The sequence below is a fragment of the Klebsiella sp. 1SOBk5mer genome, from assembly GCF_046603115.1.
GTDB lineage: Bacteria > Pseudomonadota > Gammaproteobacteria > Enterobacterales > Enterobacteriaceae > Klebsiella > Klebsiella quasipneumoniae.
This window is the reverse complement of the sequence record NZ_JBKIUU010000020.1, coordinates 1-26,309: the sequence shown is the minus strand read 5'-3', so window position 1 is coordinate 26,309 and position 26,309 is coordinate 1. Positions and strand designations below refer to the sequence as shown.

The 26,309-nt window shown below is 52.6% G+C and carries 46 protein-coding genes and 1 pseudogene; 7 read left to right on the top strand and 40 right to left on the bottom strand.

The features are described from left to right. The first annotated feature begins 302 nt into the window (after positions 1 to 302). Positions 303 to 857, top strand: coding sequence for a gamma carbonic anhydrase family protein (locus ACLH1U_RS24905; protein ID WP_044524944.1), 555 nt, complete (start codon positions 303 to 305; stop codon positions 855 to 857). Here ACLH1U_RS24905 and ACLH1U_RS24900 read toward each other — a convergent pair. From ACLH1U_RS24900 to dprA, 6 genes are read right to left on the bottom strand one after another with little or no spacing between them, the layout of a single operon-like run. Further along, positions 833 to 1,090 carry a DUF1488 domain-containing protein gene (locus ACLH1U_RS24900; RefSeq protein WP_048298473.1) on the bottom strand — a complete coding sequence of 86 codons (258 nt, stop codon included), beginning with the start codon at positions 1,088 to 1,090 and terminating at the stop codon, positions 833 to 835. The two genes, ACLH1U_RS24905 and ACLH1U_RS24900, sit on opposite strands and share 25 nt — an antisense overlap. Further along, positions 1,087 to 1,905 (bottom strand): shikimate dehydrogenase, encoded by an 819-nt coding sequence (gene aroE / locus ACLH1U_RS24895; RefSeq protein ID WP_411299508.1) that lies wholly within the window; start codon positions 1,903 to 1,905, stop codon positions 1,087 to 1,089. Before aroE ends, ACLH1U_RS24900 begins: the two co-directional genes overlap by 4 nt. Before the next feature lie 3 nt (positions 1,906 to 1,908). After that, positions 1,909 to 2,481, bottom strand: coding sequence for an L-threonylcarbamoyladenylate synthase type 1 TsaC (gene tsaC / locus ACLH1U_RS24890; RefSeq protein WP_004206805.1), 573 nt, complete (start codon positions 2,479 to 2,481; stop codon positions 1,909 to 1,911). A gap of 4 nt (positions 2,482 to 2,485) precedes the next feature. Then, complete coding sequence (locus tag ACLH1U_RS24885; protein ID WP_023291168.1) at positions 2,486 to 3,028, bottom strand: type I DNA topoisomerase; 543 nt, start codon at positions 3,026 to 3,028, stop codon at positions 2,486 to 2,488. A 26-nt stretch (positions 3,029 to 3,054) separates the two neighbouring features. Further along, complete coding sequence (smg, locus tag ACLH1U_RS24880; RefSeq protein ID WP_002919137.1) at positions 3,055 to 3,528, bottom strand: DUF494 family protein Smg; 474 nt, start codon at positions 3,526 to 3,528, stop codon at positions 3,055 to 3,057. Beyond that, positions 3,500 to 4,624, bottom strand: a complete 1,125-nt coding sequence (gene dprA / locus ACLH1U_RS24875; protein WP_232712622.1) for a DNA-protecting protein DprA — start codon at positions 4,622 to 4,624, stop codon at positions 3,500 to 3,502. Before dprA ends, smg begins: the two co-directional genes overlap by 29 nt. Before the next feature lie 128 nt (positions 4,625 to 4,752). Between dprA and def the strand changes: the two genes are divergently transcribed. The 5 genes from def (at position 4,753) to mscL (ending at position 9,515) form a co-directional block, all read left to right on the top strand. Beyond that, a complete protein-coding gene (gene def / locus ACLH1U_RS24870; RefSeq protein ID WP_004206802.1) occupies positions 4,753 to 5,262 on the top strand; it encodes a peptide deformylase in 510 nt (169 codons plus the stop codon). A 14-nt stretch (positions 5,263 to 5,276) separates the two neighbouring features. Beyond that, the gene (gene fmt / locus ACLH1U_RS24865) at positions 5,277 to 6,224 is read left to right on the top strand and encodes a methionyl-tRNA formyltransferase (protein ID WP_017900611.1); all 948 of its coding nucleotides are present in this window, start codon (positions 5,277 to 5,279) and stop codon (positions 6,222 to 6,224) included. 52 nt (positions 6,225 to 6,276) lie between these two features. Continuing rightward, positions 6,277 to 7,572, top strand: coding sequence for a 16S rRNA (cytosine(967)-C(5))-methyltransferase RsmB (gene rsmB / locus ACLH1U_RS24860; RefSeq protein WP_087849556.1), 1,296 nt, complete (start codon positions 6,277 to 6,279; stop codon positions 7,570 to 7,572). Positions 7,573 to 7,585: 13 nt separating this feature from the next. Continuing rightward, the gene (gene trkA / locus ACLH1U_RS24855; protein ID WP_002919153.1) at positions 7,586 to 8,962 is read left to right on the top strand and encodes a Trk system potassium transporter TrkA; all 1,377 of its coding nucleotides are present in this window, start codon (positions 7,586 to 7,588) and stop codon (positions 8,960 to 8,962) included. Between the two features lie 139 nt (positions 8,963 to 9,101). Further along, entirely contained in the window at positions 9,102 to 9,515 is a 414-nt protein-coding gene (gene mscL, locus ACLH1U_RS24850; protein ID WP_411299507.1) for a large-conductance mechanosensitive channel protein MscL, read from the top strand. Here mscL and ACLH1U_RS24845 read toward each other — a convergent pair. From ACLH1U_RS24845 to rpsJ, 31 genes are all read right to left on the bottom strand, one after another. Next, positions 9,451 to 9,729, bottom strand: coding sequence for an alternative ribosome-rescue factor A (locus ACLH1U_RS24845; RefSeq protein ID WP_023291171.1), 279 nt, complete (start codon positions 9,727 to 9,729; stop codon positions 9,451 to 9,453). The genes mscL and ACLH1U_RS24845 overlap by 65 nt on opposite strands. Positions 9,730 to 9,786: 57 nt before the next feature. Next, on the bottom strand, positions 9,787 to 10,212 hold the full coding sequence (gene zntR, locus ACLH1U_RS24840; RefSeq protein WP_023291172.1) for a Zn(2+)-responsive transcriptional regulator: 426 nt from the start codon (positions 10,210 to 10,212) through the stop codon (positions 9,787 to 9,789). Between the two features lie 2 nt (positions 10,213 to 10,214). Next, positions 10,215 to 10,583, bottom strand: coding sequence for a DUF1992 domain-containing protein (locus ACLH1U_RS24835; protein ID WP_032454201.1), 369 nt, complete (start codon positions 10,581 to 10,583; stop codon positions 10,215 to 10,217). A gap of 108 nt (positions 10,584 to 10,691) precedes the next feature. Then, complete coding sequence (rplQ, locus tag ACLH1U_RS24830) at positions 10,692 to 11,078, bottom strand: 50S ribosomal protein L17 (RefSeq protein ID WP_002919206.1); 387 nt, start codon at positions 11,076 to 11,078, stop codon at positions 10,692 to 10,694. Between the two features lie 40 nt (positions 11,079 to 11,118). Beyond that, on the bottom strand, positions 11,119 to 12,108 hold the full coding sequence (locus ACLH1U_RS24825; RefSeq protein ID WP_002919219.1) for a DNA-directed RNA polymerase subunit alpha: 990 nt from the start codon (positions 12,106 to 12,108) through the stop codon (positions 11,119 to 11,121). 25 nt (positions 12,109 to 12,133) lie between these two features. Then, entirely contained in the window at positions 12,134 to 12,754 is a 621-nt protein-coding gene (gene rpsD / locus ACLH1U_RS24820; RefSeq protein WP_002919224.1) for a 30S ribosomal protein S4, read from the bottom strand. 33 nt (positions 12,755 to 12,787) lie between these two features. Further along, positions 12,788 to 13,177: a 30S ribosomal protein S11 gene (gene rpsK / locus ACLH1U_RS24815; RefSeq protein WP_002919257.1), complete on the bottom strand. Its 390-nt coding sequence runs from the start codon at positions 13,175 to 13,177 to the stop codon at positions 12,788 to 12,790. Between the two features lie 16 nt (positions 13,178 to 13,193). Next, a complete protein-coding gene (gene rpsM, locus ACLH1U_RS24810; protein ID WP_002919259.1) occupies positions 13,194 to 13,550 on the bottom strand; it encodes a 30S ribosomal protein S13 in 357 nt (118 codons plus the stop codon). A gap of 146 nt (positions 13,551 to 13,696) precedes the next feature. Continuing rightward, complete coding sequence (gene rpmJ, locus ACLH1U_RS24805; RefSeq protein ID WP_000868187.1) at positions 13,697 to 13,813, bottom strand: 50S ribosomal protein L36; 117 nt, start codon at positions 13,811 to 13,813, stop codon at positions 13,697 to 13,699. 33 nt (positions 13,814 to 13,846) lie between these two features. Beyond that, entirely contained in the window at positions 13,847 to 15,178 is a 1,332-nt protein-coding gene (gene secY, locus ACLH1U_RS24800; protein WP_002919515.1) for a preprotein translocase subunit SecY, read from the bottom strand. Positions 15,179 to 15,185: 7 nt separating this feature from the next. Beyond that, complete coding sequence (gene rplO / locus ACLH1U_RS24795; protein ID WP_002919516.1) at positions 15,186 to 15,620, bottom strand: 50S ribosomal protein L15; 435 nt, start codon at positions 15,618 to 15,620, stop codon at positions 15,186 to 15,188. Positions 15,621 to 15,623: 3 nt separating this feature from the next. Further along, entirely contained in the window at positions 15,624 to 15,803 is a 180-nt protein-coding gene (gene rpmD, locus ACLH1U_RS24790) for a 50S ribosomal protein L30 (protein WP_001140434.1), read from the bottom strand. A gap of 3 nt (positions 15,804 to 15,806) precedes the next feature. Then, complete coding sequence (rpsE, locus tag ACLH1U_RS24785) at positions 15,807 to 16,310, bottom strand: 30S ribosomal protein S5 (protein ID WP_002919545.1); 504 nt, start codon at positions 16,308 to 16,310, stop codon at positions 15,807 to 15,809. Between the two features lie 14 nt (positions 16,311 to 16,324). Beyond that, positions 16,325 to 16,678, bottom strand: a complete 354-nt coding sequence (rplR, locus tag ACLH1U_RS24780) for a 50S ribosomal protein L18 (RefSeq protein WP_000358960.1) — start codon at positions 16,676 to 16,678, stop codon at positions 16,325 to 16,327. A gap of 9 nt (positions 16,679 to 16,687) precedes the next feature. After that, positions 16,688 to 17,221, bottom strand: coding sequence for a 50S ribosomal protein L6 (gene rplF, locus ACLH1U_RS24775; RefSeq protein ID WP_002919662.1), 534 nt, complete (start codon positions 17,219 to 17,221; stop codon positions 16,688 to 16,690). Positions 17,222 to 17,233: 12 nt separating this feature from the next. Beyond that, the gene (gene rpsH / locus ACLH1U_RS24770) at positions 17,234 to 17,626 is read right to left on the bottom strand and encodes a 30S ribosomal protein S8 (protein ID WP_002919665.1); all 393 of its coding nucleotides are present in this window, start codon (positions 17,624 to 17,626) and stop codon (positions 17,234 to 17,236) included. A 33-nt stretch (positions 17,627 to 17,659) separates the two neighbouring features. Beyond that, on the bottom strand, positions 17,660 to 17,965 hold the full coding sequence (gene rpsN, locus ACLH1U_RS24765) for a 30S ribosomal protein S14 (RefSeq protein ID WP_002919667.1): 306 nt from the start codon (positions 17,963 to 17,965) through the stop codon (positions 17,660 to 17,662). A 14-nt stretch (positions 17,966 to 17,979) separates the two neighbouring features. Continuing rightward, the gene (rplE, locus tag ACLH1U_RS24760) at positions 17,980 to 18,519 is read right to left on the bottom strand and encodes a 50S ribosomal protein L5 (protein WP_001096200.1); all 540 of its coding nucleotides are present in this window, start codon (positions 18,517 to 18,519) and stop codon (positions 17,980 to 17,982) included. A 14-nt stretch (positions 18,520 to 18,533) separates the two neighbouring features. Continuing rightward, entirely contained in the window at positions 18,534 to 18,848 is a 315-nt protein-coding gene (gene rplX, locus ACLH1U_RS24755) for a 50S ribosomal protein L24 (RefSeq protein WP_000729185.1), read from the bottom strand. A 10-nt stretch (positions 18,849 to 18,858) separates the two neighbouring features. Next, positions 18,859 to 19,230, bottom strand: a complete 372-nt coding sequence (rplN, locus tag ACLH1U_RS24750; RefSeq protein ID WP_002919748.1) for a 50S ribosomal protein L14 — start codon at positions 19,228 to 19,230, stop codon at positions 18,859 to 18,861. A 165-nt stretch (positions 19,231 to 19,395) separates the two neighbouring features. Next, positions 19,396 to 19,650 (bottom strand): 30S ribosomal protein S17, encoded by a 255-nt coding sequence (rpsQ, locus tag ACLH1U_RS24745; RefSeq protein ID WP_002919751.1) that lies wholly within the window; start codon positions 19,648 to 19,650, stop codon positions 19,396 to 19,398. After that, positions 19,650 to 19,841, bottom strand: coding sequence for a 50S ribosomal protein L29 (gene rpmC, locus ACLH1U_RS24740; protein ID WP_002919754.1), 192 nt, complete (start codon positions 19,839 to 19,841; stop codon positions 19,650 to 19,652). Before rpmC ends, rpsQ begins: the two co-directional genes overlap by 1 nt. Continuing rightward, a complete protein-coding gene (gene rplP / locus ACLH1U_RS24735; protein ID WP_002919759.1) occupies positions 19,841 to 20,251 on the bottom strand; it encodes a 50S ribosomal protein L16 in 411 nt (136 codons plus the stop codon). The genes rpmC and rplP overlap by 1 nt, the downstream gene beginning before the upstream one ends. Positions 20,252 to 20,263: 12 nt before the next feature. Beyond that, entirely contained in the window at positions 20,264 to 20,962 is a 699-nt protein-coding gene (gene rpsC, locus ACLH1U_RS24730) for a 30S ribosomal protein S3 (protein WP_002919766.1), read from the bottom strand. A 17-nt stretch (positions 20,963 to 20,979) separates the two neighbouring features. Next, on the bottom strand, positions 20,980 to 21,312 hold the full coding sequence (gene rplV / locus ACLH1U_RS24725) for a 50S ribosomal protein L22 (protein ID WP_002919773.1): 333 nt from the start codon (positions 21,310 to 21,312) through the stop codon (positions 20,980 to 20,982). 14 nt (positions 21,313 to 21,326) lie between these two features. Beyond that, positions 21,327 to 21,605: a 30S ribosomal protein S19 gene (gene rpsS / locus ACLH1U_RS24720; protein WP_001138115.1), complete on the bottom strand. Its 279-nt coding sequence runs from the start codon at positions 21,603 to 21,605 to the stop codon at positions 21,327 to 21,329. A gap of 16 nt (positions 21,606 to 21,621) precedes the next feature. Further along, a complete protein-coding gene (gene rplB / locus ACLH1U_RS24715) occupies positions 21,622 to 22,443 on the bottom strand; it encodes a 50S ribosomal protein L2 (RefSeq protein ID WP_002919786.1) in 822 nt (273 codons plus the stop codon). 17 nt (positions 22,444 to 22,460) lie between these two features. After that, positions 22,461 to 22,763 carry a 50S ribosomal protein L23 gene (gene rplW, locus ACLH1U_RS24710; RefSeq protein ID WP_000617546.1) on the bottom strand — a complete coding sequence of 101 codons (303 nt, stop codon included), beginning with the start codon at positions 22,761 to 22,763 and terminating at the stop codon, positions 22,461 to 22,463. Then, the gene (gene rplD, locus ACLH1U_RS24705) at positions 22,760 to 23,365 is read right to left on the bottom strand and encodes a 50S ribosomal protein L4 (RefSeq protein WP_002919794.1); all 606 of its coding nucleotides are present in this window, start codon (positions 23,363 to 23,365) and stop codon (positions 22,760 to 22,762) included. The genes rplW and rplD overlap by 4 nt, the downstream gene beginning before the upstream one ends. 10 nt (positions 23,366 to 23,375) lie before the next feature. Continuing rightward, positions 23,376 to 24,005: a 50S ribosomal protein L3 gene (gene rplC, locus ACLH1U_RS24700; RefSeq protein ID WP_002919796.1), complete on the bottom strand. Its 630-nt coding sequence runs from the start codon at positions 24,003 to 24,005 to the stop codon at positions 23,376 to 23,378. Positions 24,006 to 24,037: 32 nt separating this feature from the next. Beyond that, positions 24,038 to 24,349, bottom strand: coding sequence for a 30S ribosomal protein S10 (gene rpsJ, locus ACLH1U_RS24695; RefSeq protein WP_001181005.1), 312 nt, complete (start codon positions 24,347 to 24,349; stop codon positions 24,038 to 24,040). Between the two features lie 382 nt (positions 24,350 to 24,731). Between rpsJ and ACLH1U_RS24690 the strand changes: the two genes are divergently transcribed. Then, positions 24,732 to 25,217, top strand: a complete 486-nt coding sequence (locus ACLH1U_RS24690; RefSeq protein ID WP_023291174.1) for a prepilin peptidase — start codon at positions 24,732 to 24,734, stop codon at positions 25,215 to 25,217. On the opposite strand, the gene bfr is transcribed toward ACLH1U_RS24690, so the two are convergent. From bfr to tuf, 3 genes and pseudogenes are all read right to left on the bottom strand, one after another. Then, positions 25,201 to 25,677: a bacterioferritin gene (gene bfr / locus ACLH1U_RS24685; RefSeq protein WP_004206792.1), complete on the bottom strand. Its 477-nt coding sequence runs from the start codon at positions 25,675 to 25,677 to the stop codon at positions 25,201 to 25,203. The two genes, ACLH1U_RS24690 and bfr, sit on opposite strands and share 17 nt — an antisense overlap. A 73-nt stretch (positions 25,678 to 25,750) precedes the next feature. Next, positions 25,751 to 25,945 (bottom strand): bacterioferritin-associated ferredoxin, encoded by a 195-nt coding sequence (gene bfd / locus ACLH1U_RS24680; RefSeq protein ID WP_004152415.1) that lies wholly within the window; start codon positions 25,943 to 25,945, stop codon positions 25,751 to 25,753. A gap of 180 nt (positions 25,946 to 26,125) precedes the next feature. Then, positions 26,126 to 26,309: pseudogene (gene tuf / locus ACLH1U_RS24675) on the bottom strand (elongation factor Tu); the annotation flags it as partial.

The following is a 26,309-nucleotide window of genomic DNA, read 5'->3' as shown; positions in this document are numbered from 1 at the left end:
CGCGAGGTGGCGTATATTACGCTTTCCTCTTTCAGAGTCAACCCGTTTTTCAGGATTTTTCTCTTCAACCGAACCGGCTGTTTGTGTGAAGTGATTCACATCCGCCGTGTCAGTGGGAGCGCATTATAGGGATCCCATTTTTTTGCACAAGCCTTTTTTCGATCTTTTTTTCTGAATGGTGATTTTTCACCCTTTTCGCCGTGTAATTGCGCGATTTGCTCAATTTTCACCGTTTTCAGGGGTTGCAGAGCGAGATAAAAGCCACCAAAGTCTTCTTACGCTCCCGTATTTTTGAGGTCAACATGTCTGCTCACCTGCGTCCCTATAAAACATTTTTCCCGCAAATCGGTCTTCGCGTCATGATTGACGCATCCAGCGTCGTCATCGGTGATGTCAGAATTGCCGATGACGTCAGCGTCTGGCCTCTGGTCGCCATTCGCGGCGACGTCAATTTCGTGTCGATAGGTCAACGTAGCAATATTCAGGACGGCAGCGTTCTACACGTGACCCATAGATCCTCTTACAAGCCTGAGGGAAATCCACTGATCATTGGAGAGGATGTGACGGTTGGTCACAAAGTGATGCTGCACGGCTGCACTATCGGCAACCGCGTGCTGGTTGGTATGGGTTCGATCTTGTTAGATGGTGTCGTGGTTGGTGATGACGTCATGATTGGCGCGGGAAGTCTGGTGCCGCAGAATAAACAGCTTGAAAGCGGCTTCCTTTACTTTGGCAATCCGGTCAAACAGATCCGCCCCCTGACAGAGGCGGAGCGGGAAGGCCTAAAATATTCAGCAAATAACTATGTGAAATGGAAAGATGAATATCTGGATCAGGAGAGCCAGACCCAACCCTGAGCATCCTCCTGATTATCGCGGATCAATGCCTCAGCCTCTTCCTCAAGATCCCAACGATGTTCCCGGAATGCGGCCAGCCACTGCGCTGGCCCCTCTGCGCCAAAACGCTGCTGCAGGATCTGCCCTGAAATTACGCAGGTTAATTGCATCCCATTGACCAGCGCGGGAAAAACCACGCCCTGCCGTTCGGCATCCCATGATTCCCGATCGGGAAACTGAATCGCCTGATTCATGCATTCAGTTCCTGTTGCAGCGTTTCTATAACCGGGGTGATAGCCGGCAGGACGCCGTGCCATAGCAGAACAGCATGGGCGGCTTGCGCCACCAGCATTCCCAGCCCGTCAGCGCAGTGGGTTGCGCCATGCTGCTGGCACCACTGAAGAAATGGCGTCGCCCCTTTCTGGTAAAACATGTCATAGCAATACACGTCGGGGTTAACAACAGACGCCGGGATAGCCGGCACATCACCCTCTATCCCACTGGATGTTGCATTGACGATCAGATCGAAAGTTTCCCCGGCTAAGGTATCCATTTCCCGTGCGCTGACGCTGCCGGTATGGGCGAAGAGCGTGGCTAACTCATGGGCACGAGCATAGGTGCGATTGACGATCGTCACAGCGCACCCCAGCGACAGCAGCGGCAGCAGTACCCCACGCGATGCGCCACCGGCACCGATAAGCAGGATCCGCTGGCGTGGCTTAATGAATCCCAGACGCTCCAGATCGCTCAGAAGACCAATACCATCCGTGTTGTCGCCCAGCAAACGCCCATCTTCCAGACGTTTCAGGGTGTTCACCGCTCCCGCCAGCGCAGCGCGTTCTGTCAGTTCATCCGCGCGCGCAAAGGCTTCTTCTTTGAAAGGAACGGTAACGTTGGCGCCCTTTCCTCCTTCCGCAAAAAACTGATTCAGAGAAGAGACAAAATCGTCCAGCGGCGCCAGCACACGTCCATAAGGATGGGTAATCCCTAACTGGCGGGCAAAAAGGTGGTGAATAGAAGGCGACTTGCTGTGCGCAATCGGATTACCAAAAACAGCGTAGGTTTCCATGATTCACCCCTGGCGGAACAGTTCACCCGTCAGGGCATCACGTATTTCAGATGGATTTTGACGTCCGCCCGTAGCGCCATCCACGACCGGGAAGCTGTCACCAAACTGAGCACGGACCTCTGCGGTAGTGCGGCAAGGCGGTTGACCGGTGAGATTGGCGCTCGTCGAGACCAGCGGTTTTCCGTAGGCTTCGCACAATTCAATCACCAGCGGATGGTTGGTTACGCGTACGGCCAGCGAATCAAAACGACCCGTCAGCCAGCGTGGCGTTTCAGGACGAGCCGGGAATACAAACGTCACCGGTCCTGGCCAGCAGGAAAAGATTGCTGCCCGCTGCGAGTCACTTAACCGAGAATCATCAATATAGGGCTTCAGCTGCTCAAAGCTAGCGGCGATAAGGATCAATCCCTTCTCAACAGGACGCTGCTTCAGCTCCAGCAGACGCATAACGGCCGTTTCGCTGTCAGGGTCGCAGCCGACGCCAAAAACAGCTTCCGTGGGATAGGCGATGACATGTTCATTATTCAGGACCGCCACGGCATGGGCGACGGCTTCTGAGGGCAGGTTATTGTTCACTGATTTATTCCGCCGGGATCGGCTTTCCACATTGTTTACTGGCACAGAAGCGTCTGAGCCCCTGCGCCGTCTTCTTTTCTATTAACAGCGGGTAATGGCATTCAGGGCATTCGCCCGCCACCGGTTTAAAATTGATAACGAACTGACAATCAGGATAGCGATCGCAGGAGTGAAAGGTTTTACCGAAACGGGAACGACGCTGGACCAGATGGCCTTGTCCGCACTGCGGGCAAGCAATAGCCGTCTCATCTGGTTTATCAATTAGCTCGGTATGTTCGCATTCCGGATAGCGGCTACAGCCAATGAACATCCCAAAACGCCCCTGGCGTAGCACCATAACCGCGCCGCACGATGGGCATGCTTGCCCCTCCAGCACCTTAACGACATGCCCGTCCGCCTGACTTTTCAGGGGACGGATATAGTCACAGTCCGGATAATGCGAACAGCCGAGAAACGGGCCATGTTTCCCGGAACGGATCACCAGTTCAGCCCCGCACTGCGGGCAGGGCTCATTTTTACGCACCGAAAACAGTGCTGATTTGGTCATAACAACTCGATGTTGCTGCAAAAAGATTAATGCAGCATACCTTCATTTACTTCGAAGAGTAATTCTTCCATTTGCTGATAGGCGTTTTCACAGCCCGGAATATTGAACAGTACCATCAGGATGACCCATTTCAGGTCCTCCAGCTCAAATTCTGCCGTATCCAGCGCCAGTACGCGCTCTATCACCATTTCTCGCGTTTCGAGGTTCAACACCTGAATCTGCTCGAGGAAGAGTAAAAATCCCCGGCAACTGGCATCCAGACGCTGGCACTCCTCTTCGGTATATACCCGAAGCGACAGCGGGTCGGAAGCGAGCTGCATGGGTTCAACGAGACCTTCCTGATAATCAGCCAGTTTCTCGAGCCACATTAACGCGTTATAGATATCTTCCCGCTCAAAACCTGCGTCGGTAAGATCCCGCGTCAGTTTGTCCTGATCCACGCGCATTTCTGCTTCGCTATGGATGTAAGTTTCAAACAAATACATGAGTACGTCGAACATGGCTTGCCCTCCTTAATCGGACATAGCCGCCGGGTACAGCTGCGATCCAGCCTGCTAACTCCAGTTCAAGTAGCTGAGCTACGGTTACTGGCACAGATTGGCCGGCACGTTCAGCGACAACGTCAACAGGTGTTACCTCATCTCCTACGTTAGCCAGGAGCTCCGGAAATGGCAATGCTACAGACGGCTGATCGGCGCAATTATTTATCGAATCAGACGTATCAGTTAGCCAGGTCAGCTCGTTGTGCCAGTATTCCACAATATCCTCTGGCGAGGTCACCGGCACCGCGCCTTGCTTAATTAACCAGTGTGGGCCTTCCGATCCCGGATTGCCTATCGGCCCAGGCAGGGCAAACACATCCCTTCCCTGCTCCAGAGCACAGCGGACGGTAACCAGCGAGCCGCTTCGCAATGCCGCCTCAACCACCAACACGCCCAGGCTCAGGCCGCTGATAATCCGGTTGCGCCTGGGGAAATGCGCGGGAAGCGGCGGCGTTATTAGTGGAAATTCAGACACCAGCGCACCGCCATTATCGATGATCTGCTGGGCGAGGCTTGCATGGCGCCGCGGATAAACCTTACCCAGTCCGTTGCCCAGTACCGCGATGGTTTTGCCCTCGGCCGCGAGCGCGCCGCGATGCGCTACGCCATCAATGCCTAACGCCAGCCCACTGGTGATAGTCATTCCTTTACGCGCCAACGTTTCGCTGAAAAGCTTCCCCCAGCGAGCGCCATACCAGGAATGCAGGCGACTACCAATAACGGCAAGCTGCGCGCTGTGAAGCAGAGCGGGATCGCCGCTGACCAACAACGCACCGGGGTAATCAGCGATGGCCCTTAGCCGAAACGGAAAGCGCGGATCGTCGGCCCGTAACAGATGATGTTCCGGGTGCTCCAGCCAGCGCCGCGTCTCATCAAGCTCACGCCCGTCAAGCCGAAAAAATAACGTTGCTTGCGCCGCGGACATCCCGACAGCATGCAGCGCTTCACGATCAACGCTGGCGGCTGCGCATAAGCGCTGTGCGATCTTCAGCATTCTGTCGCCATACAAGTTACTGACCTTCATCAGCCGCAGCCAAATCTCGTCGGGCGTCATCCTTACCCCCTGCCATAAGCGGTATTGACAATCTTTGCGATTGGACAGTGAGACTGTCAATTGCAGGGTGTTTTGTCTAGAATAGAGCTAATAATCTTATCAACTCCTGAATACGACTCTGGAACTTTATGGCAGTTTTGCAAGTGTTACATATTCCGGACGAGCGCCTTCGCAAAGTCGCCGAGCCGGTCAAAGAAGTGAATGCGGAAATTCAGCGTATCGTCGATGATATGTTCGACACCATGTACGCTGAGGAGGGCATTGGTCTGGCCGCGACCCAGGTCGATATCCATCAGCGCATTATCGTTATTGATGTGTCGGAAAATCGTGAAGAGCAGCTGGTGTTAATCAACCCGGAGCTGCTGGAAAAAGATGGCGAAACGGGCATCGAAGAAGGCTGCCTGTCGATTCCGGAACAGCGCGCCCTGGTGCCGCGTGCGGAAAAAGTGAAGATCCGAGCGCTGGATCGCGACGGTAAGCCATTTGAACTGGAGGCCGATGGCCTGCTGGCTATCTGTATTCAGCATGAGATGGATCATCTGGTCGGCAAACTGTTTATTGATTATCTGTCACCGCTCAAACAACAGCGCATTCGTCAGAAGGTTGAGAAACTGGATCGTTTACGTTCCCGTGCCTGATAACAAGGAATACCGTGTCACAATCACTACGTATCATTTTCGCCGGCACCCCCGATTTTGCAGCGCGTCATCTTGACGCGCTGTTGTCGTCTGAACATCAGGTTGTTGGCGTATTCACACAGCCAGACCGTCCTGCTGGCCGCGGCAAAAAATTGATGCCGAGCCCGGTAAAGGTGCTGGCTGAAGCCCATAACTTACCTGTATTCCAGCCATCTTCCCTGCGTCCGCAGGACAACCAACAATTAGTCGCCGATCTCGGCGCCGATATCATGGTGGTGGTGGCGTACGGTTTGATTCTCCCGAAAGCGGTGCTGGAGATGCCCCGTCTGGGCTGCATCAACGTTCACGGCTCCCTGCTACCGCGCTGGCGTGGCGCAGCGCCGATCCAGCGTTCGCTGTGGGCGGGGGATAGCGAAACAGGCGTAACCATCATGCAGATGGACGTCGGCCTTGATACGGGTGATATGCTGTATAAGCTTTCCTGCCCCATTACCGCAGAGGATACCAGCGGCAGCCTGTACGATAAGCTGGCCGAGCTCGGCCCTCAAGGTCTGCTGGCAACCTTAGCCCAGCTGGCCAACGGCACCGCACAGCCTGAAGTACAGGATGAATCGCTGGTGTGCCACGCCGAGAAGCTGAGTAAAGAAGAAGCTCGCATCGACTGGTCGCTTTCTGCCGCACAGCTGGAGCGCTGCATCCGCGCCTTTAATCCGTGGCCAATGAGTTGGCTGGAAATTGACGGGCAGCCGCTAAAAGTGTGGCGGGCATCGGTCATTGCCGAAGCTGCGCATGCCGAACCGGGTACTATCGTGGCAGCAACCAAACAGGGTATCCAGGTCGCCACGGGCGATGGGATCCTCAGTCTGGAGTCGCTACAGCCTGCGGGTAAAAAAGCGATGAGCGCCCAGGATTTACTCAATTCCCGCCGGGAGTGGTTTACTCCTGGCACCCGTCTCGCCTGACGGTCGTCTCTTCTGAAGCCCGGGTTCGCCGGGCATTTTTATTTTTGCGCTTATGAAAAAGAATATAAATTTACGCAGCCTGGCCGCCCAGGCTATCGAGCAAGTCGTTGAAAAAGGTCAGTCTTTAAGCAACGTCCTGCCCCCTCTACAGCAAAAAGTCAGCGATAAAGACAAAGCGCTGCTGCAGGAGCTGTGTTTTGGCGTACTGCGTACGCTCAGCCAGCTGGAGTGGCTTATCAGCAAGCTGATGGCGCGTCCGATGACCGGCAAACAGCGCACCGTGCACTTTCTGATTATGGTTGGGCTCTATCAGTTACTCTACACCCGCATCCCTCCGCACGCCGCGCTGGCTGAAACGGTAGAAGGCGCGGTGGCGATTAAGCGCCCGCAGCTTAAAGGGCTGATCAATGGGGTGTTACGCCAGTTTCAGCGCCAGCAGGAAGAGCTACTGGCAGAATTCGCCGGGCAGGAAAACCGCTACCTTCATCCCAAATGGCTGCTGAAGCGTCTGCAGCAGGCCTGGCCGCAACAATGGCAGGAGATCGTCGATGCGAACAACCAGCGCCCGCCGATGTGGCTGCGCGTTAACCGCAACCATCATTCCCGAGACGAATGGCTTGCTCTGCTTAAAGAGGCCGGCTTAGAGGGCTTCACCCACCCTGACTATCCCGACGCCGTGCGTCTGGCCACCCCTGCCCCGGTCCATGCGTTGCCGGGTTTTGCCGAAGGATGGGTAACCGTTCAGGATGCCTCGGCCCAAGGCTGCATGCGCTATCTGCAGCCGGAAAACGGCGAGCGCATTCTCGATCTCTGCGCCGCGCCGGGCGGCAAGACGACGCATATTCTGGAAGTCGCTCCCCAGGCTGAGGTCATGGCGGTAGACATTGATGAACAGCGTCTTTCCCGCGTCTATGACAACCTGAAACGGCTGGGCATGAAAGCCGAAGTCAAACAGGGCGATGGTCGCTTCCCTGAGCAGTGGTGTGGCGGCGAGCAGTTCGATCGTATTCTGCTGGATGCCCCCTGTTCCGCCACCGGCGTTATCCGCCGCCACCCGGATATCAAATGGCTGCGCCGGGATCGGGATATCGGCGATTTAGCCCAGCTGCAGGCCGAGATCCTCAATGCCATCTGGGGGCATCTGAAGCCAGGCGGCACGTTGGTTTACGCTACCTGTTCTATTCTGCCGGAAGAGAATAGTCAGCAAATTGCCGCGTTCCTCGCGCGGACCCCGGATGCAGAGCTTCACGCAACCGGTACGCCGGCAAGCCCGGGACAGCAAAATCTGCCGGGTGCGGAAGAAGGCGATGGCTTCTTTTACGCTAAGCTAATCAAACGTCGGAACTAATGGATCACTGCAGATGAAGATTATTATTCTGGGCGCCGGCCAGGTCGGCGGCACGCTGGCGGAGAACCTCGTCGGCGAGAACAATGATATTACGCTGGTTGATACCAATGGCGACCGTCTGCGCAGCCTGCAGGATAAGTTCGACCTGCGTGTCGTCCAGGGGCACGGTTCTCACCCCCGCGTACTGCGCGAGGCAGGAGCCGATGATGCCGATATGCTGGTGGCGGTCACCAGTTCGGATGAAACCAACATGGTGGCCTGTCAGGTCGCCTATTCATTATTCAATACGCCAAACCGTATAGCCCGTATTCGTGCGCCTGATTACGTCCGCGATGCGGAAAAGCTCTTCAATTCTGAAGCTGTGCCCATCGATCACTTAATCGCTCCGGAACAGCTGGTCATCGACAATATTCATCGCCTCATAGAATATCCCGGCGCGCTGCAGGTCGTGAACTTCGCTGAAGGTAAAGTCAGCCTCGCCGTGGTGAAAGCCTATTACGGTGGTCCGCTGGTGGGGAATGCGTTGTCCACCATGCGTGAGCATATGCCGCATATCGATACGCGCGTGGCCGCCATTTTCCGCCACGATCGCCCCATCCGCCCACAGGGTTCGACGATTGTCGAGGCCGGCGATGAAGTCTTCTTTATTGCCGCCTCGCAGCATATTCGCGCGGTCATGAGCGAACTCCAGCGTCTGGAGAAACCTTACAAACGCATCATGTTGGTCGGCGGCGGCAATATTGGCGCGGGCCTGGCCCATAAGCTGGAAAAAGACTACAGCGTTAAGCTTATCGAGCGCAATCAGCAGCGAGCCGCTGAGCTGGCAGAAAAACTGCAGCATACTATCGTCTTCTATGGTGATGCATCGGATCAGGAGCTGCTGGCCGAAGAGCATATTGACCAGGTGGACCTGTTTATTGCCGTCACTAACGATGACGAAGCAAACATCATGTCTGCGATGCTGGCCAAGCGAATGGGGGCCAAAAAAGTCATGGTGCTGATCCAGCGCAGAGCCTATGTGGATCTGGTTCAGGGTAGCGTCATTGATATCGCGATATCGCCTCAGCAGGCCACGATTTCCGCCCTCCTCAGCCATGTCCGTAAAGCCGATATTGTCGGCGTCTCCTCCCTGCGCCGCGGCGTTGCGGAAGCGATCGAAGCAGTGGCACACGGCGATGAGAGCACCTCGCGGGTAGTCGGGCGGTCGATCGATGAGATCAAACTTCCGCCAGGCACGATCATCGGCGCCGTCGTGCGCGGGAATGACGTGATGATCGCCAATAATAATCTGCGGATCGAACAGGGCGATCATGTGATCATGTTTTTGACTGATAAAAAGTTTATTTCCGATGTAGAAAGGCTGTTCCAGCCAAGCCCCTTCTTCCTGTAATTCCCAGGGCGTCGAACAGGCGCCTTTTATTATCCCTTATTATTCAATGGTTAATATTTTCCTGTAACGCTCTACGGGGAATGGCAAATGAAAATACATTTGTTAAACTTACAACGTCAGCTGGCTCAAGGAGAATAAAATGAGTTTTTTAAAAGAGTTTCGCGAATTCGCGATGCGCGGGAACGTTGTCGATTTGGCAGTGGGTGTGATCATCGGTGCAGCATTCGGTAAAATTGTTTCGTCACTGGTCGCGGATATTATTATGCCGCCGCTCGGCCTGTTGATTGGCGGGATCGATTTTAAACAGTTTGCCGTCACGCTGCGCGATGCCCAGGGTGATGTACCGGCAGTGGTGATGCACTACGGGGTGTTTATTCAGAACGTTTTCGATTTCATCATCGTCGCATTTGCCATTTTCATGGCGATTAAACTGATGAATAAGTTAAATCGTAAGAAAGAAGAGGCTCCGGCGGCACCGCCAGCGCCCTCTAAAGAAGAAGTCCTGCTGAGCGAAATTCGCGATCTGCTGAAAGAACAAAGCAACCGTTCTTAATCAGCAGTGAAAGCAGAAGGCCAGTGGTAAAAAAGCGATTCGCTTGCTTGCCACTGGCCTCCCGGTCATTCCTTGCTGCATGTTTATCTTTACGTTGATAGCTTCCTTTCCCTTTCTTATTCTTCTCTACGCGCTGCCTGAATAATGGATCGTGGAGAAGTGCCTCAATGGCGTTATCTTTAATTTGTCCTTTGGTATGCTGATAGCGACTCATAGTAACTCCAGTGGATGTGTGAATTCCGCGCGAGTGTAGATCCGCGCGCACAAAAAATCAACGCCCGGTATTACCGTTGCTGGCGCCTTGCTCAAGGGCCTCGAGGATCGAACAGTAAACGCTGCTGTGAGCTGTGCCGCAGCAGGCATCATTGAGCCGTTGCAGAGAGCGACGCATCGTTTGTAGCTCGTTGATCCGCGCCTCAACTTCGCTTAATCGCGCCTGAACGATCCCTTTCGACTCCTGACAGGTGTGATGCTCCGGATCGATACGGATCGACAATAATTCGCGGATCGCTTCCAGAGTAAAGCCCAGCTGACGGGCATAGCGAATAAAGCGCAAACGCTGTAGATCGTTATCCGAGTAAAGACGAAATCCCCCCTCAGTGCGCACATCATGATCCATCATTTGCTGTTTTTCATAATAACGGATGGTATCTGGCGTCACATCAGCCAGTTTTGCCAGCTCACCAATACGATACATATTCACTCCTGATTAATTTTGTGCAGCAACGCATCGGCGTACTCACCGCGTAAAAAATCGGTGTTCAGTCCTGCCTGACGCAGCTTAAGCTCGAGCAGAGCAAGGCGCTTGCTGAGTTCGGCATGCCGCGGGTCGTCCTGACGGACCCCCTTCAGCAAGTCTGCCAGAGCCACCGCTTCTTTGCGCTGCTCCAGCTCCGGGGGAAGACACCCTGCATTCTTCAGAAGGCGATAGCCTGCCCGCAGCTCGGCCGGTACATGCGAATCGTCATCGAGCGTTAGCGGCACGCCGCTACCGGGTAAATTATCGAACTCGCCTTTGGTTTGAGCATCGAGGATATGGCGTTCTGCCCACTGATCCAGTAACCACATTCTACGGCTCCGGGGGATGAACAAAAAGAGTACAGATATTGTAGTGAAGTGGGGATGGGGTAGATATAAAAAAACCCGCCGGGGCGGGTTTTTTTACGTTACTACAGATTACTCTGCAGCAGCTTCTGCTTTCGGCTCAGCACGATCAACCAGCTCGATGTATGCCATCGGCGCGTTGTCGCCTGCACGGAAGCCACACTTCAGAATGCGAGTGTAACCACCGGCGCGGCTCGCGAAACGCGGGCCCAGCTCGTTAAACAGTTTTGCCACGATCTCGTTATCACGAGTACGGGCGAATGCCAGACGACGATTAGCAACGCTATCAGTCTTGGCAAGAGTAATCAGCGGCTCAACTACGCGACGCAGTTCTTTCGCTTTCGGCAGGGTCGTCTTGATGATTTCATGACGAACCAGCGAACCTGCCATGTTACGGAACATAGCCTGGCGATGGCTGCTGTTGCGGTTCAGTTGACGACCACTCTTACGATGGCGCATGACCTTATCCTTCTCAGTAAAACCTTAACCTGTGATCCGGTTACTCGTCAGCAATGCTTGCTGGTGGCCAGTTTTCCAGGCGCATGCCCAGAGACAGTCCACGGGAAGCCAGCACGTCTTTAATCTCAGTAAGAGATTTTTTACCCAGGTTCGGCGTTTTCAGCAACTCAACCTCGGTACGCTGTACCAGATCACCGATATAGTGGATAGCTTCTGCCTTGAGGCAGTTAGCAGAGCGGACAGTCAATTCCAGATCGTCAACAGGGCGCAGCAGGATCGGATCGAATTCTGGTTTCTCTTCTTTCACTTCTGGCTGACGTACATCACGTAAGTCAACAAAAGCTTCCAGTTGTTCAGCCAGGATGGTTGCCGCACGACGAATCGCCTCTTCAGGATCGATTGTGCCGTTGGTTTCCATTTCGATGACCAGCTTGTCCAGGTCGGTACGCTGTTCTACACGCGCAGCTTCAACATTGTAGGCAATACGCTCTACAGGGCTGTAGCAGGCGTCGACCAGCAGACGGCCGATTGGGCGCTCATCTTCTTCCGAATGAATTCGGGCAGAAGCCGGCACATAACCGCGACCGCGCTGAACTTTGATACGCATGCTGATAGCAGCGTTCTCATCAGTCAGGTGGCAAATCACGTGCTGCGGCTTGACGATTTCGACATCACCGTCGTGGGTAATGTCGGCTGCGGTCACAGGGCCAATGCCAGATTTATTCAAAGTAAGGATGACTTCATCTTTACCCTGAACTCTCACCGCCAGCCCTTTCAGGTTGAGCAGGATTTCAAGGATGTCTTCCTGAACGCCTTCTTTGGTGCTGTACTCGTGCAGTACACCATCAATCTCAACCTCGGTCACCGCGCAACCCGGCATCGATGAGAGCAGAATACGGCGCAGTGCGTTACCCAGAGTATGGCCGAAGCCACGCTCTAAAGGCTCAAGGGTCACCTTGGCGTGCGTCGAACTCACTTGCTCGATATCGACCAGGCGCGGTTTTAGAAACTCTGTCACAGAACCCTGCATTGTGTCCTCTCTTTGGTACTAAGCTTTACTTGGAGTAAAGCTCGACGATCAGGTGTTCGTTAATGTCCGCAGACAGATCAGAACGCTCCGGCTGACGCTTGAACGTACCTTCCATCTTGCCAGCATCAACTTCCAGCCAGGTTGGCTTTTCACGCTGCTCAGCCAGCTCCAGAGCGGCTTTCACGCGAGATTGCTTTTTCGCTTTCTCACGAATGCTGACAACGTCATTCGCTTTAACCTGATAAGAAGCGATGTTAACAACACGACCGTTTACCATAATCGCTTTGTGGCTAACCAGCTGGCGTGCTTCAGCACGAGTGGCGCCGAAGCCCATACGGTATACAACGTTGTCCAGACGACCTTCCAGCAGAGCCAACAGGTTTTCACCGGTGTTGCCTTTCAGACGTGCTGCTTCTTTATAGTAGTTACGGAACTGACGCTCCAGCACACCGTACATACGGCGAACTTTTTGCTTTTCACGCAACTGCACACCATAGTCAGACAGACGCGGCTTACGCGCACCGTGCTGGCCAGGAGCTTGTTCAATTTTACACTTGGTATCGATCGCGCGAACGCCAGACTTAAGGAATAAGTCGGTGCCCTCACGACGGCTCAGCTTGAGCTTAGGACCCAAATATCTTGCCATTTTCTTTCTCCAACTAACCTGGAAAACGCAGCGTTATACGCGACGTTTTTTCGGCGGACGACAACCGTTATGAGGGATCGGAGTCACATCAGTAATATTAGTGATGCGGAAACCAGCGGCGTTCAGTGCACGAATGGTAGATTCGCGACCCGGACCCGGACCTTTGACCATAACTTCCAGATTCTTGATGCCGTATTCTTTTACGGCTTCTGCGCAACGCTCTGCTGCAACCTGAGCTGCGAACGGAGTGGATTTGCGAGAACCACGGAAACCGGAACCACCGGCTGTTGCCCAACCCAGTGCGTTACCCTGACGATCAGTAATGGTAACGATGGTGTTGTTAAAAGAAGCATGGATATGAGCCACGCCGTCAGAGACTTGTTTTCTTACACGCTTACGTGCACGAATTGGTGCCTTTGCCATTATTCAATCACCCCGATTATTTCTTGATCGGTTTACGCGGACCCTTACGGGTACGTGCGTTGGTCTTGGTACGCTGACCGCGAACCGGGAGACCACGACGATGACGCAAACCACGGTAGCAACCAAGGTCCATCAGACGCTTGATGCTCAGGGTGATTTCACGGCGCAGATCACCTTCAACGACAAATTTACCTACTGCTTCACGCAGAATATCAATTTGTTCTTCAGACAGCTCACTGATCTTAACATTTTCAGCGATGCCCGTTTCAGCGCAGATGGCTTTAGAACGGGTTTTGCCGATACCGAAAATAGCGGTTAAAGCGATTACGGTATGTTTGTGATCAGGAATGTTAATGCCTGCTATACGGGCCACTATGCACTCCTACTATTTAATATGTACGCACCATGCTGAAAAGCCCGTTTTCAGGATACTCAAATGGAAACGTACAGACATACAAAAGATTGGCTGGCTAATCTAGCCAGCTCAATCCAACTTTGCAAGAAAAATATGCGAAAAAATCAGCCTTGGCGCTGTTTATGCTTCGGCTCGGCACTGCAAATCACACGGATGACGCCATCACGCTTAACGATTTTGCAGTTACGGCATAATTTCTTGACGGAAGCACGAACTTTCATTTTTACTCTCCGTAACTTCTCGGGCGACCAGTTTTAGCGGCCGTAGCCTTTCAGGTTCGCCTTCTTCAATGCAGACTCATACTGACTGGACATCATCAGAGTTTGCACTTGAGCCATAAAGTCCATAATCACGACAACAACGATAAGCAGCGAGGTCCCACCGAAGTAGAACGGCACTTTCATCGCGTCACGCATGAACTCCGGGATCAGGCAGATAAAAGTAATGTACAACGCACCAACCAGAGTCAGGCGAGTCATCACTTTATCGATATACTTCGCCGTTTGCTCTCCCGGACGAATTCCTGGTACAAATGCACCGGACTTCTTCAGGTTATCTGCTGTTTCACGCGGGTTGAAAACCAACGCCGTGTAGAAGAAACAGAAGAAGATGATTGCAGACGCATAGAGTAACACATAAAGCGGTTGCCCAGGCTGCAAATACAGCGAAATTGTTGTCAGCCAGTTCCAACCAGTACCACCCCCGAACCATGACGTGATGGTTGCCGGGAACAGTATAATACTGGAAGCGAAGATTGCCGGGATTACCCCCGCCATATTCACTTTCAGCGGTAAATGTGTGCTCTGTGCAGCATAGACACGACGACCCTGTTGACGTTTCGCGTAGTTTACCACAATGCGGCGTTGCCCACGTTCAACGAATACAACAAAGAAGGTCACTGCAAATACTAATACTGCAACCAACAGCAACAGGAGGAAGTGCAGGTCGCCTTGACGCGCTTGCTCGATAGTATGGGCGATGGCCGGCGGGAGTCCCGCAACGATACCGGCGAAGATAATGATCGAGATACCGTTACCGATACCGCGTTCAGTGATCTGTTCGCCGAGCCACATCAGGAACATAGTCCCTGTGACCAGACTAACAACAGCGGTGAAATAGAATGCAAAGCCTGGATTAATCACCAGGCCCTGCATACCAGGCATATTCGGCAGACCGGTAGCAATACCGATCGACTGGAATATCGCCAGCACCAGAGTACCGTAGCGGGTGTACTGGCTGATCTTACGACGACCAGACTCCCCTTCTTTCTTCAGTTCCGCCAGCGGTTGATAAACCACCGTCAGCAGCTGCACGATGATTGATGCCGAGATATACGGCATAATCCCCAATGCAAAGATAGAAGCACGGCTGAGAGCACCACCAGAGAACATGTTGAACATTTCAATGATGGTGCCTCGCTGTTGCTCAAGCAGTTTGGCAAGTACAGCGGCATCAATACCAGGGATCGGAATAAAAGAGCCAATACGGAACACTATCAGCGCACCGACCACAAACAGAAGTCTGCGTTTCAGTTCGCCAAGGCCACCTTTGGCACTTTGAAAATCTAATCCCGGTTGTTTAGCCATCTGCTACTTATTCCTCAATTTTACCGCCAGCAGCTTCGATAGCAGCACGAGCACCTTTAGTCACACGCAGGCCACGAACAGTTACCGGACGAGTTACCTCACCAGACAGGATCACTTTCGCGAACTCGATCTGGACACCGATAATGTTAGCCGCTTTCAGCGCGTTCAGGTCTACTACATCGCCTTCTACGTGAGCCAGATCGGAGAGACGGATCTCTGCGGTGATCATCGCTTTACGAGAAGTGAAGCCGAATTTCGGCAGACGACGGTACAGAGGCATCTGACCACCCTCGAAACCGCGACGTACGCCACCGCCAGAACGAGATTTCTGACCTTTGTGACCACGACCACCGGTTTTACCGAGGCCAGAACCGATACCACGACCCAGGCGTTTACCCGCCTTTTTGGAGCCTTCGGCCGGAGACAGAGTATTTAAACGCATCTCTTACTCCTCAACTTTAACCATGAAGGAAACCGCGTTGACCATACCACGAACAGCAGGAGTATCCTCGCGCTCTACGGTGTGACCAATACGACGCAGACCCAGGCCAAGCAGCGTTGCCTTGTGTTTCGGCAGACGACCGATTGCACTGCGGGTTTGAGTAATTTTAATAGTCTTTGCCATGGTTTATTTCCCCAGAATTTCTTCAACGGATTTACCACGCTTGGCAGCGACCATATCCGGGGACTTCATGTTTTCCAGACCGTCGATAGTTGCACGAACCACGTTAATCGGGTTAGTGGAACCATACGCTTTAGCCAGAACGTTACGAACCCCAGCGACTTCCAGAACGGCGCGCATTGCACCACCGGCGATGATACCGGTACCTTCGGAAGCCGGCTGCATGAATACACGAGAACCCGTGTGAGTACCCTTAACCGGGTGCTGCAGGGTGCCGTGGTTCAGCGCGACGTTAATCATATTGCGACGGGCTTTTTCCATCGCTTTCTGGATCGCTGCTGGAACTTCACGCGCTTTACCGTAACCAAAACCAACGCGACCGTTACCATCGCCAACTACAGTCAGAGCTGTGAAGGAGAAAATACGACCACCTTTAACGGTTTTAGATACGCGGTTTACCGCGATCAGCTTTTCCTGCAGTTCGCCAGCTTGTTTTTCGATGTGAGCCATCTTACACCTCTACCTTAGAACTGAAGGCCAGCTTCACGGGCAGCATCTGCCAGTGCCTGGACACGACCATGATATTGGAACCCGGAACGGTCAAAGGAAACATCTTTGATGCCTTTTTCCAGAGCGCGTTCAGCGACAGCTTTACCCACAGCTGCAGCAGCGTCTTTGTTACCGGTGTACTTCAGTTGTTCAGCGATAGCTTTTTCTACAGTAGAAGCAGCTACCAGAACTTCAGAACCATTCGGTGCAATTACCTGTGCGTAAATGTGACGCGGGGTACGATGTACCACCAGGCGAGTTGCGCCCAGCTCCTGGAGCTTGCGGCGTGCGCGGGTCGCACGACGGATACGAGCAGATTTCTTATCCATAGTGTTACCTTACTTCTTCTTAGCCTCTTTGGTACGCACGACTTCGTCGGCGTAACGAACACCCTTGCCTTTGTAAGGCTCAGGACGACGGTAGGCGCGCAGATCTGCTGCAACCTGGCCGATCACCTGCTTATCAGCGCCTTTCAGCACGATTTCAGTCTGAGTCGGACATTCTGCAGTGATACCCGCAGGCAGCTGATGATCAACCGGGTGAGAGAAACCTAAAGCCAGGTTTACTACATTCCCTTTGACCGCTGCACGATAACCTACACCAACCAGCTGCAGCTTCTTAGTGAAGCCTTCGGTAACACCGATAACCATTGAGTTCAGCAGGGCACGCGCGGTACCAGCCTGAGCCCAACCGTCTGCGTAACCATCACGCGGACCGAAGGTCAGTGCATTATCTGCATGTTTAACTTCAACAGCATCGTTGAGAGTACGAGTCAGCTCGCCGTTTTTACCTTTGATCGTAATAACCTGACCGTTGATTTTTACATCAACGCCGGCAGGAACAACGACCGGTGCTTTAGCAACACGAGACATTTTTTCCTCCGATTAGGCTACGTAGCAGATAATTTCGCCACCAAGACCAGCCTGGCGCGCTGCACGATCAGTCATAACACCTTTAGAGGTAGAAACAACTGCGATACCCAGACCGGCCATAACTTTCGGCAGCTCATCTTTTTTCTTATAGATGCGCAGACCTGGGCGGCTGACACGCTGAATGCTTTCTACAACAGCTTTACCCTGGAAATACTTAAGAGTCAGTTCCAGTTCCGGCTTGGTGTCGCCTTCAACTTTAAAATCTTCGATAAAACCTTCTTCCTTCAGCACGTTGGCGATTGCCACTTTCAGCTTGGAGGAAGGCATGGTGACCGCAGCTTTGTTCGCGGCCTGACCGTTACGGATACGGGTCAGCATATCCGCGATCGGATCTTGCATGCTCATCTGTCTTTACTCCCGTGATTCAATTGGTGACAATTACCAGCTAGCCTTTTTCAGACCCGGGATTTCACCGCGCATAGCGGCTTCACGGACCTTAATACGGCTCAACCCGAACTTCCGCAGGAAACCATGCGGACGACCTGTTTGACGGCAGCGGTTACGCTGACGAGACGGGCTGGAATCACGCGGCAGAGTCTGCAGCTTGAGAACGGCATTCCAACGATCTTCGTCGGTTGCGTTCACATCAGAGATGATAGCTTTCAGTTCAGCGCGTTTAGCGAAGAATTTATCAGCTAAAGCCACGCGCTTTACTTCGCGTGCTTTCATTGATTGCTTAGCCATTAAGTAACCCTACCTTACTTGCGGAACGGGAAGTCAAAGGCAGCCAGCAGAGCACGGCCTTCTTCGTCAGATTTCGCAGTAGTGGTAATGGTAATATCCAAACCACGAACGCGGTCGACTTTATCGTAGTCGATTTCTGGGAAGATGATCTGCTCACGGACACCCATGCTGTAGTTGCCACGACCGTCGAAAGACTTAGCGGACAGGCCGCGGAAGTCACGAATACGCGGTACAGCAATAGTGATCAGGCGCTCAAAGAACTCCCACATGCGTTCGCCACGCAGAGTTACTTTACAGCCGATCGGATAGCCCTGACGGATTTTGAAGCCTGCAACTGATTTGCGTGCTTTGGTGATCAGCGGTTTTTGACCGGAGATTGCTGCCAGGTCAGCTGCTGCGTTATCCAGCAGTTTCTTGTCAGCGATCGCTTCACCAACACCCATGTTCAGGGTGATCTTCTCGACCCGAGGGACTTGCATGACAGAATTGTAGTTAAACTCAGTCATGAGTTTCTTAACTACTTCGTCTTTGTAGTAATCATGCAGTTTCGCCATCGTACTACTCCAAATTACTTGATAGTTTCGCTGTTAGACTTGAAGAAACGGACTTTTTTGCCGTCTTCGAATCTAAAGCCTACACGGTCAGCCTTGCCGGTTGCCGCATTGAAGATTGCAACGTTAGAAACCTGAATTGCAGCTTCTTTTTCAACGATGCCGCCTGGTTGGTTCAGAGCCGGGACCGGCTTCTGGTGTTTCTTAACCAGGTTGATACCTTCAACAATGACCTTGCCGGAAGACAGGACATTCTTAACTTTACCGCGCTTACCTTTATCTTTACCGGTTAACACGATAACTTCGTCATCACGACGGATTTTCGCTGCCATGATTCGCTCCTTAGAGTACTTCTGGTGCCAGAGAGATAATTTTCATGAACTTCTCGGTACGAAGTTCACGAGTTACCGGCCCAAAAATACGCGTACCGATAGGCTGCTCGCTGTTATTGTTCAGAATAACGCATGCATTACCATCGAAGCGAATGACAGAACCGTCCGGGCGACGAACACCCTTCTTGGTGCGCACCACTACCGCCTTCAGCACATCACCTTTTTTGACCTTACCACGCGGAATTGCTTCTTTGATGGTGATCTTGATGATGTCGCCTACGCCTGCGTAGCGACGGTGCGAGCCACCCAGAACCTTGATACACATTACGCGACGTGCACCGGAGTTGTCGGCGACGTTCAGCATAGTCTGTTCTTGGATCATTTTAGTGCTCCGCTAATGTCAACTACTACTGAGACCCGAAAATTAGGGTCGTTAAAAAGCCCCATATCGAGGGCGCGGCATTATAACACCACAAACCAGATATGGGTAGAAAAAATAAACGGCTCATCGCTGAGCCGTTTATCCGTATCGAGAATGCGTACTCTATTACAGAACCGCTTTCTCTACAACGCGAACCAGCGTCCAGGACTTAGTCTTGGACAGCGGACGGCATTCGCGGATTTCAACCTTGTCGCCGATACCGCATTCGTTGTTCTCGTCATGTACGTGCAGTTTGGTCGTACGTTTGATGAATTTGCCGTAAACCGGGTGTTTCACCATACGTTCGATAGCAACAACAATGGATTTCTCCATTTTGTCGCTAACTACGCGACCTTGCAGAGTACGGATTTTATCGGTCATTACGCACCCGCCTTCTGAGTCAGTAAAGTCTTAACGCGTGCAACATCACGACGCACTTGCTTCAGCAGATGAGTCTGTTGCAGCTGGCCACTTGCAGCCTGCATGCGCAGGTTGAACTGCTCACGCAGCAGGTTCAGCAGCTCAGCGTTCAGCTCTTCAACGCTTTTTTCACGCAGCTCTTTTGCTTTCATTACATCACCGTCTTAGTTACAAAGGTGGTTTTGATCGGCAGTTTCGCTGCTGCCAGGCCGAATGCTTCACGGGCCAGCTCTTCCGGTACACCGTCCATTTCATACAGGACTTTACCCGGCTGAATCAAGGCAACCCAGTACTCCACGTTACCTTTACCTTTACCCATACGAACTTCCAGCGGCTTCTCGGTGATCGGTTTGTCCGGGAATACACGGATCCAGATCTTACCTTGACGCTTAACTGCACGGGTCATAGCACGACGTGCTGCTTCGATCTGACGTGCAGTCAGACGACCACGGCCAACAGCTTTCAGACCGAAAGTGCCGAAGCTAACATCCGTACCCTGCGCCAGACCACGGTTGCGGCCTTTGTGCACTTTACGGAATTTTGTACGCTTTGGTTGTAACATCAGCGACGCTCCTTATTTACGGCCTTTACGCTGCTGCTTTTTAGGTTGAGCAGCCGGTTCCGGTTGTTCAACAGCAGCCATACCACCCAGGATCTCACCTTTGAAGATCCATACCTTAACGCCGATTACACCGTAAGTGGTGTGCGCTTCAGAGGTGTTGTAGTCGATGTCAGCACGCAGAGTGTGCAGCGGTACGCGACCTTCACGGTACCATTCGGTACGTGCGATTTCCGCGCCGCCCAGACGGCCGCTAACTTCAACTTTGATACCTTTAGCGCCCAGACGCATTGCGTTCTGTACAGCACGCTTCATCGCACGACGGAACATAACGCGACGTTCCAGCTGAGAAGTGATGCTGTCAGCAACCAGTTTTGCGTCCAGTTCAGGTTTACGAACTTCGGCGATATTGATCTGTGCAGGTACGCCAGCGATATCCGCTACGACCTTGCGCAGTTTTTCTACGTCTTCGCCTTTCTTACCGATAACGATACCCGGGCGAGCGGTGTGAATGGTCACACGAATGCTCTTAGCCGGACGCTCGATAACGATGCGAGATACAGACGCTTTAGCCAGTTCTTTAGTCAGGAACTGACGTACTTTAAAATCGCTGTCCAGGTTGTCAGCGAATTCTTTGGTGTTCGCGAACCAGGTAGAGTTCCATGGTTTGACAATACCCAGGCGAATACCATTAGGATGTACTTTCTGACCCATTGCTAGTCTCCAGAGTCTCAGCGATCGGACACAACCACAGTGATGTGGCTGGTGCGCTTCAGGATGCGATCTGCACGACCTTTAGCACGCGGCATAATGCGCTTCATGCTCGGGCCTTCGTCTACGAAAATTTTCGCAACTTTCAGATCATCAATGTCAGCGCCATCGTTGTGTTCAGCGTTAGCAATGGCAGATTCCAGTACCTTCTTGACCAGTACAGCAGCTTTTTTGTTGGTGTAGGTCAGAATATCCAGGGCCTGCGACACTTTCTTACCGCGAATCAGGTCAGCTACAAGGCGAACCTTCTGAGCAGAAGAACGAGCATGGCGATGTTGAGCTAAAGTTTCCATCTCTTCCTCCTACCTTATTTCTTCTTCGCTTTTTTATCAGCAGCGTGGCCGCGATAAGTACGAGTCGGTGCGAATTCACCCAGTTTGTGACCGACCATTTCGTCGGAAACAAATACTGGAACGTGCTGACGACCATTATGGACAGCGATGGTCAAACCGATCATGTTAGGAAAGATCGTTGAACGACGGGACCAAGTGCGCAGGGGCTTCTTGTCTCCGCTTTCCACCGCTTTCTCTACCTTCTTCAGCAAGTGCAGGTCAATAAAAGGACCTTTCTTGAGAGAACGTGGCATGGCTTATCCTCTAAAATTATTTGCTACGGCGACGTACGATGAATTTATCAGTACGCTTGTTGCTGCGGGTCTTCTTACCTTTGGTCTGCAGGCCCCACGGGGATACCGGGTGCTTACCAAAGTTACGACCTTCACCACCACCATGTGGGTGGTCTACTGGGTTCATCGCAGTACCGCGAACGGTAGGACGAACACCACGCCAGCGTGCAGCACCTGCTTTACCCAGAACGCGCAGCATATGCTCAGCATTGCCAACTTCGCCCAGAGTAGCGCGGCAGTCTGCTTCGACTTTACGCATTTCACCAGAACGCAGACGCAGGGTGACATAAGCACCGTCGCGAGCAACGATCTGAACGTAAGTACCAGCGGAACGAGCCAGCTGACCGCCTTTACCTGGTTTCATTTCTACGTTATGAACGGTAGAACCAACCGGGATATTGCGCATCGGCAGGGTGTTGCCTGCTTTGATTGCAGCATCAACGCCAGACTGAATCTGGTCGCCAGCTTTCAGGCCTTTCGGGGCCAGGATGTAACGGCGCTCGCCGTCTTTGTACAGAACCAGCGCGATGTTCGCGGAGCGGTTCGGATCGTACTCAAGACGTTCAACAACTGCCGGGATACCATCTTTGTTGCGTTTGAAGTCAACAATACGGTAAGCCTGCTTGTGGCCACCACCGATATGACGGGTGGTGATACGGCCATTGTTGTTACGACCACCGGATTTGCTGTTTTTTTCCAGCAACGGAGCAAAAGGTTTGCCCTTGTGCAGCTCTGGGTTAACCACTTTAACGACGTGGCGACGACCCGGAGATGTCGGTTTACATTTAACAACTGCCATTGTATTACTCCTCCGACTTACTCAGCGCCGCCAACGAAGTCCAGATTCTGGCCTTCTTTCAGGGTGACGTAAGCTTTTTTCCAGTCGCTACGACGACCGATACGCTGTCCGTGACGTTTAACTTTCCCTTTAACAACCAGGGTGTTAACGACTTCGACTTCGACTTCAAACAGTTTCTGCACAGCAGCTTTGATTTCTGCTTTGGTCGCGTCTTTAGCAACTTTGAGAACGATGGTGTTTGTTTTTTCCATCGCAGTAGACGCTTTTTCAGAAACGTGCGGTGCGCGCAGCACCTTCAGCAGACGTTCTTCACGAATCATGCCAGCATCTCCTCAACTTGCTTAACAGCATCAGCAGTCATTACGACTTTGTCGAAGGCGATCAGGCTAACCGGGTCGATACCGTTCGCATCACGTACGTCAACCTTGTGCAGGTTACGTGCGGCCAGGAACAGGTTCTCGTCCAGCTCACCGGTGATGATCAGCACATCTTCCAGAGCCATGTCTTTCAGTTTCTGTGCCAGCAGCTTAGTTTTCGGCGCTTCAACAGAGAACTTCTCGACAACGATCAGACGATCCTGACGTACCAGTTCGGACAGGATGCTTTTCAGCGCGCCGCGGTACATCTTCTTGTTAACTTTTTGACTGTGGTCCTGCGGACGAGCAGCAAAGGTCACGCCACCGGAACGCCAGATCGGGCTCTTGATAGAACCAGAACGCGCACGGCCGGTACCTTTCTGGCGCCACGGTTTTTTACCGGAGCCAGTGATTTCAGCACGAGTCTTCTGAGCACGAGTGCCCTGACGCGCACCAGCTGCATAAGCAACAACAACCTGGTGAACCAGCGCTTCGTTGAAATCACGACCGAAGGTAGTTTCGGAAACAGTCAGCGCGCTCTGCGCGTCTTTCAATACTAATTCCATTGCTATCTCCTCACGCCTTCACAGCTGGTTTAACGATCAGGTCGCTACCGGTCGCACCCGGGACAGCACCTTTAACCAGCAGCAGGTTGCGCTCAGCGTCAACACGTACTACGTCCAGGCTCTGAACGGTTACACGCTCATTACCCAGCTGACCTGCCATTTTCTTGCCTTTGAACACTTTGCCCGGAGTCTGGTTCTGACCGATAGAACCCGGAACGCGGTGGGACAAGGAGTTACCGTGAGTAGCGTCCTGGGTACGGAAGTTCCAGCGCTTAACGGTACCAGCAAAACCTTTACCTTTAGAGGTACCGGTTACGTCAACTTTTTTAACGTCAGCAAACAGTTCAACGCTAATGTTCTGACCTACGGTGAATTCTTCGCCGTCAGCCAGACGGAATTCCCACAGACCACGGCCAGCTTCAACGCCAGCTTTAGCGAAGTGACCCGCTTCCGGCTTGGTTACACGGTTAGCTTTTTTAGCACCGGTGGTAACCTGGATTGCGCGGTAGCCATCGTTAGCCAGGTCTTTAACCTGAGTAACACGGTTTGCTTCAACTTCGATTACGGTTACTGGGATAGAAACGCCATCTTCAGTGAAGATGCGGGTCATGCCCACTTTTTTACCGACTAAACCAATCATTGTTTCAACCTCTCAATCGCTCGATGACCTGATTAACCCAGGCTGATCTGCACGTCTACACCGGCAGCCAGATCCAGACGCATCAGAGCATCAACGGTTTTTTCAGTTGGCTCAACGATGTCAACCAGACGCTTGTGAGTGCGAATTTCGTACTGGTCACGCGCGTCTTTGTTGACGTGCGGGGAGATCAGAACGGTAAAGCGCTCTTTGCGGGTCGGCAGCGGGATCGGACCACGGACTTGCGCACCAGTGCGCTTAGCAGTCTCGACGATTTCCGCGGTTGATTGATCGATCAGACGATGATCAAACGCTTTCAGGCGGATACGGATTCTTTGGTTCTGCATGAGACCAGAGCTCCAATTATTTTATAGACGAAATGATTACTCCTCATACCCATTACGATTGATGGGAGAGTGTAACCGTTCTTACATAGCCCCCCGATTGGGGACATTGTTTGATAACCCAACTGCGATTACCAGGGTTCATATTGAACCGGCCGTCAACTTTGACAGGCCCGCGCATTATACGCAAATTCTGGCGCTACGCAAGTGCTGTTTAGAATATCATCACCAGGATTTGCGCACCTTCGCGCTAGCGAACGGTACCGGGTGAAAACGCGGCAATTTAACGCGGATGGCGCCATCCATTCCAGGGAAGTCCCTTTTGCACTGAACGGGGACAATAAGCATAGTGAGACGATGTTCTTTGACGATTGCGGGGTTAACCATGCTCGCCGCCCTCCCCTTCTTGCTGTGCTATAGCGGATTGACCTTAGCCTTATGCCACCAGGACCTGCGTCACGGCCTGCTGCCCGACCGTTACACCTGTCCCCTGCTGTGGAGTGGTTTGCTTTTTTATCTCTGTCTGGCGCCGCACCAGCTTCATGATGCCGTCTGGGGGGCGATAGCCGGCTATCTCTGTTTGGCTGCGCTTTACTGGCTATATCGCGGGATCCGCGGCTATGAGGGGTTGGGGTATGGGGATATCAAATATCTCGCCGCCCTCGGCGCCTGGCATGGCTGGCGATTGCTGCCGCAGCTGCTACTGGTGGCATCGCTGCTCGCCTGCGCGGTGTGGGCAGTATCAGGTTTGTACGCCAGGTACGGCGGGAGCAGTAAATGGAGGGGGAACAACCCGCTGCCGTTTGGGCCATTTCTGGCGGCCGCGGGTTTCTGGTGCGGGTGTCAGACGCTGGCTAGTCTGACACTTTGATCTGCGACTGCAGATAATTTTGCAGACCGATTTTGCCGATCAGATCGAGTTCGGTTTCCAGCCAGTCGATATGGCCTTCTTCATCCGCCAGGATCTCAATCATCATATCGCGGCTGACGTAGTCATGGACGCTGTCGGCATAGGCGATCGCCTCGCGCAGGTTTTGCGCCCCCTCCAGCTCCAGTCTTAAATCGGACTGCAGCATCTCTTCCACATCTTCACCGATGCCAAGTTTGCCGAGATCCTGCAGATTCGGGATACCTTCGAGAAAAAGAATACGCTCGATGTATTTATCGGCGTGCTTCATTTCGTCGATGGATTCGTGGTACTCAATATCGTTGAGGCGCATCAGGCCCCAGTTTTTGAACATTCTCGCATGGAGAAAGTACTGATTAATTGCGACCAGCTCATTTCCCAATAATTTATTGAGATAACTTATGATTTTGACATCACCTTTCATTATATAGTCCCTCCGCTTCCACTCATTGAAGCGTAGTCCGGCCTATAGGGATGTCAAAAGAGAAGCGTGGACTTCAGGCGATTTCTTTGAATTCCGGCATGGTGGTTAATTCATCTTCCATAACTTCCCGCGCCGCGCGAACACACTTACCGCATTGATTTCCAACGGGAACAAACTTACGTAATTGCTGAAAAGATTGCGGTTGAAACTGGCGAACAACCTGGCGAATTTTTTTATCGCTGACGCCATTGCACAAACAAACGTACATATAAACTCCCGTTCAATTTATGCACAAATATTAAATGAGAATAGTTATGATTACAATAGACCATTTACTCATTATCCGCCGCAGCGCACGTTATGAATCGCCAGTAGCACCGCCCTTTTCGCTGAACGACGGACAGCAAAAAGGGCGCCGAAGCGCCCTTTTTTATTCAAAGCTAACGAATTAGCCCAGAACTTTAGCTACAACGCCCGCGCCAACGGTACGGCCGCCTTCACGGATTGCGAAACGCAGACCGTCGTCCATCGCGATCGGGTGGATCAGGGTAACAACCATTTTGATGTTGTCGCCCGGCATTACCATCTCTACGCCTTCCGGCAGTTCGATGGTGCCAGTCACGTCAGTAGTA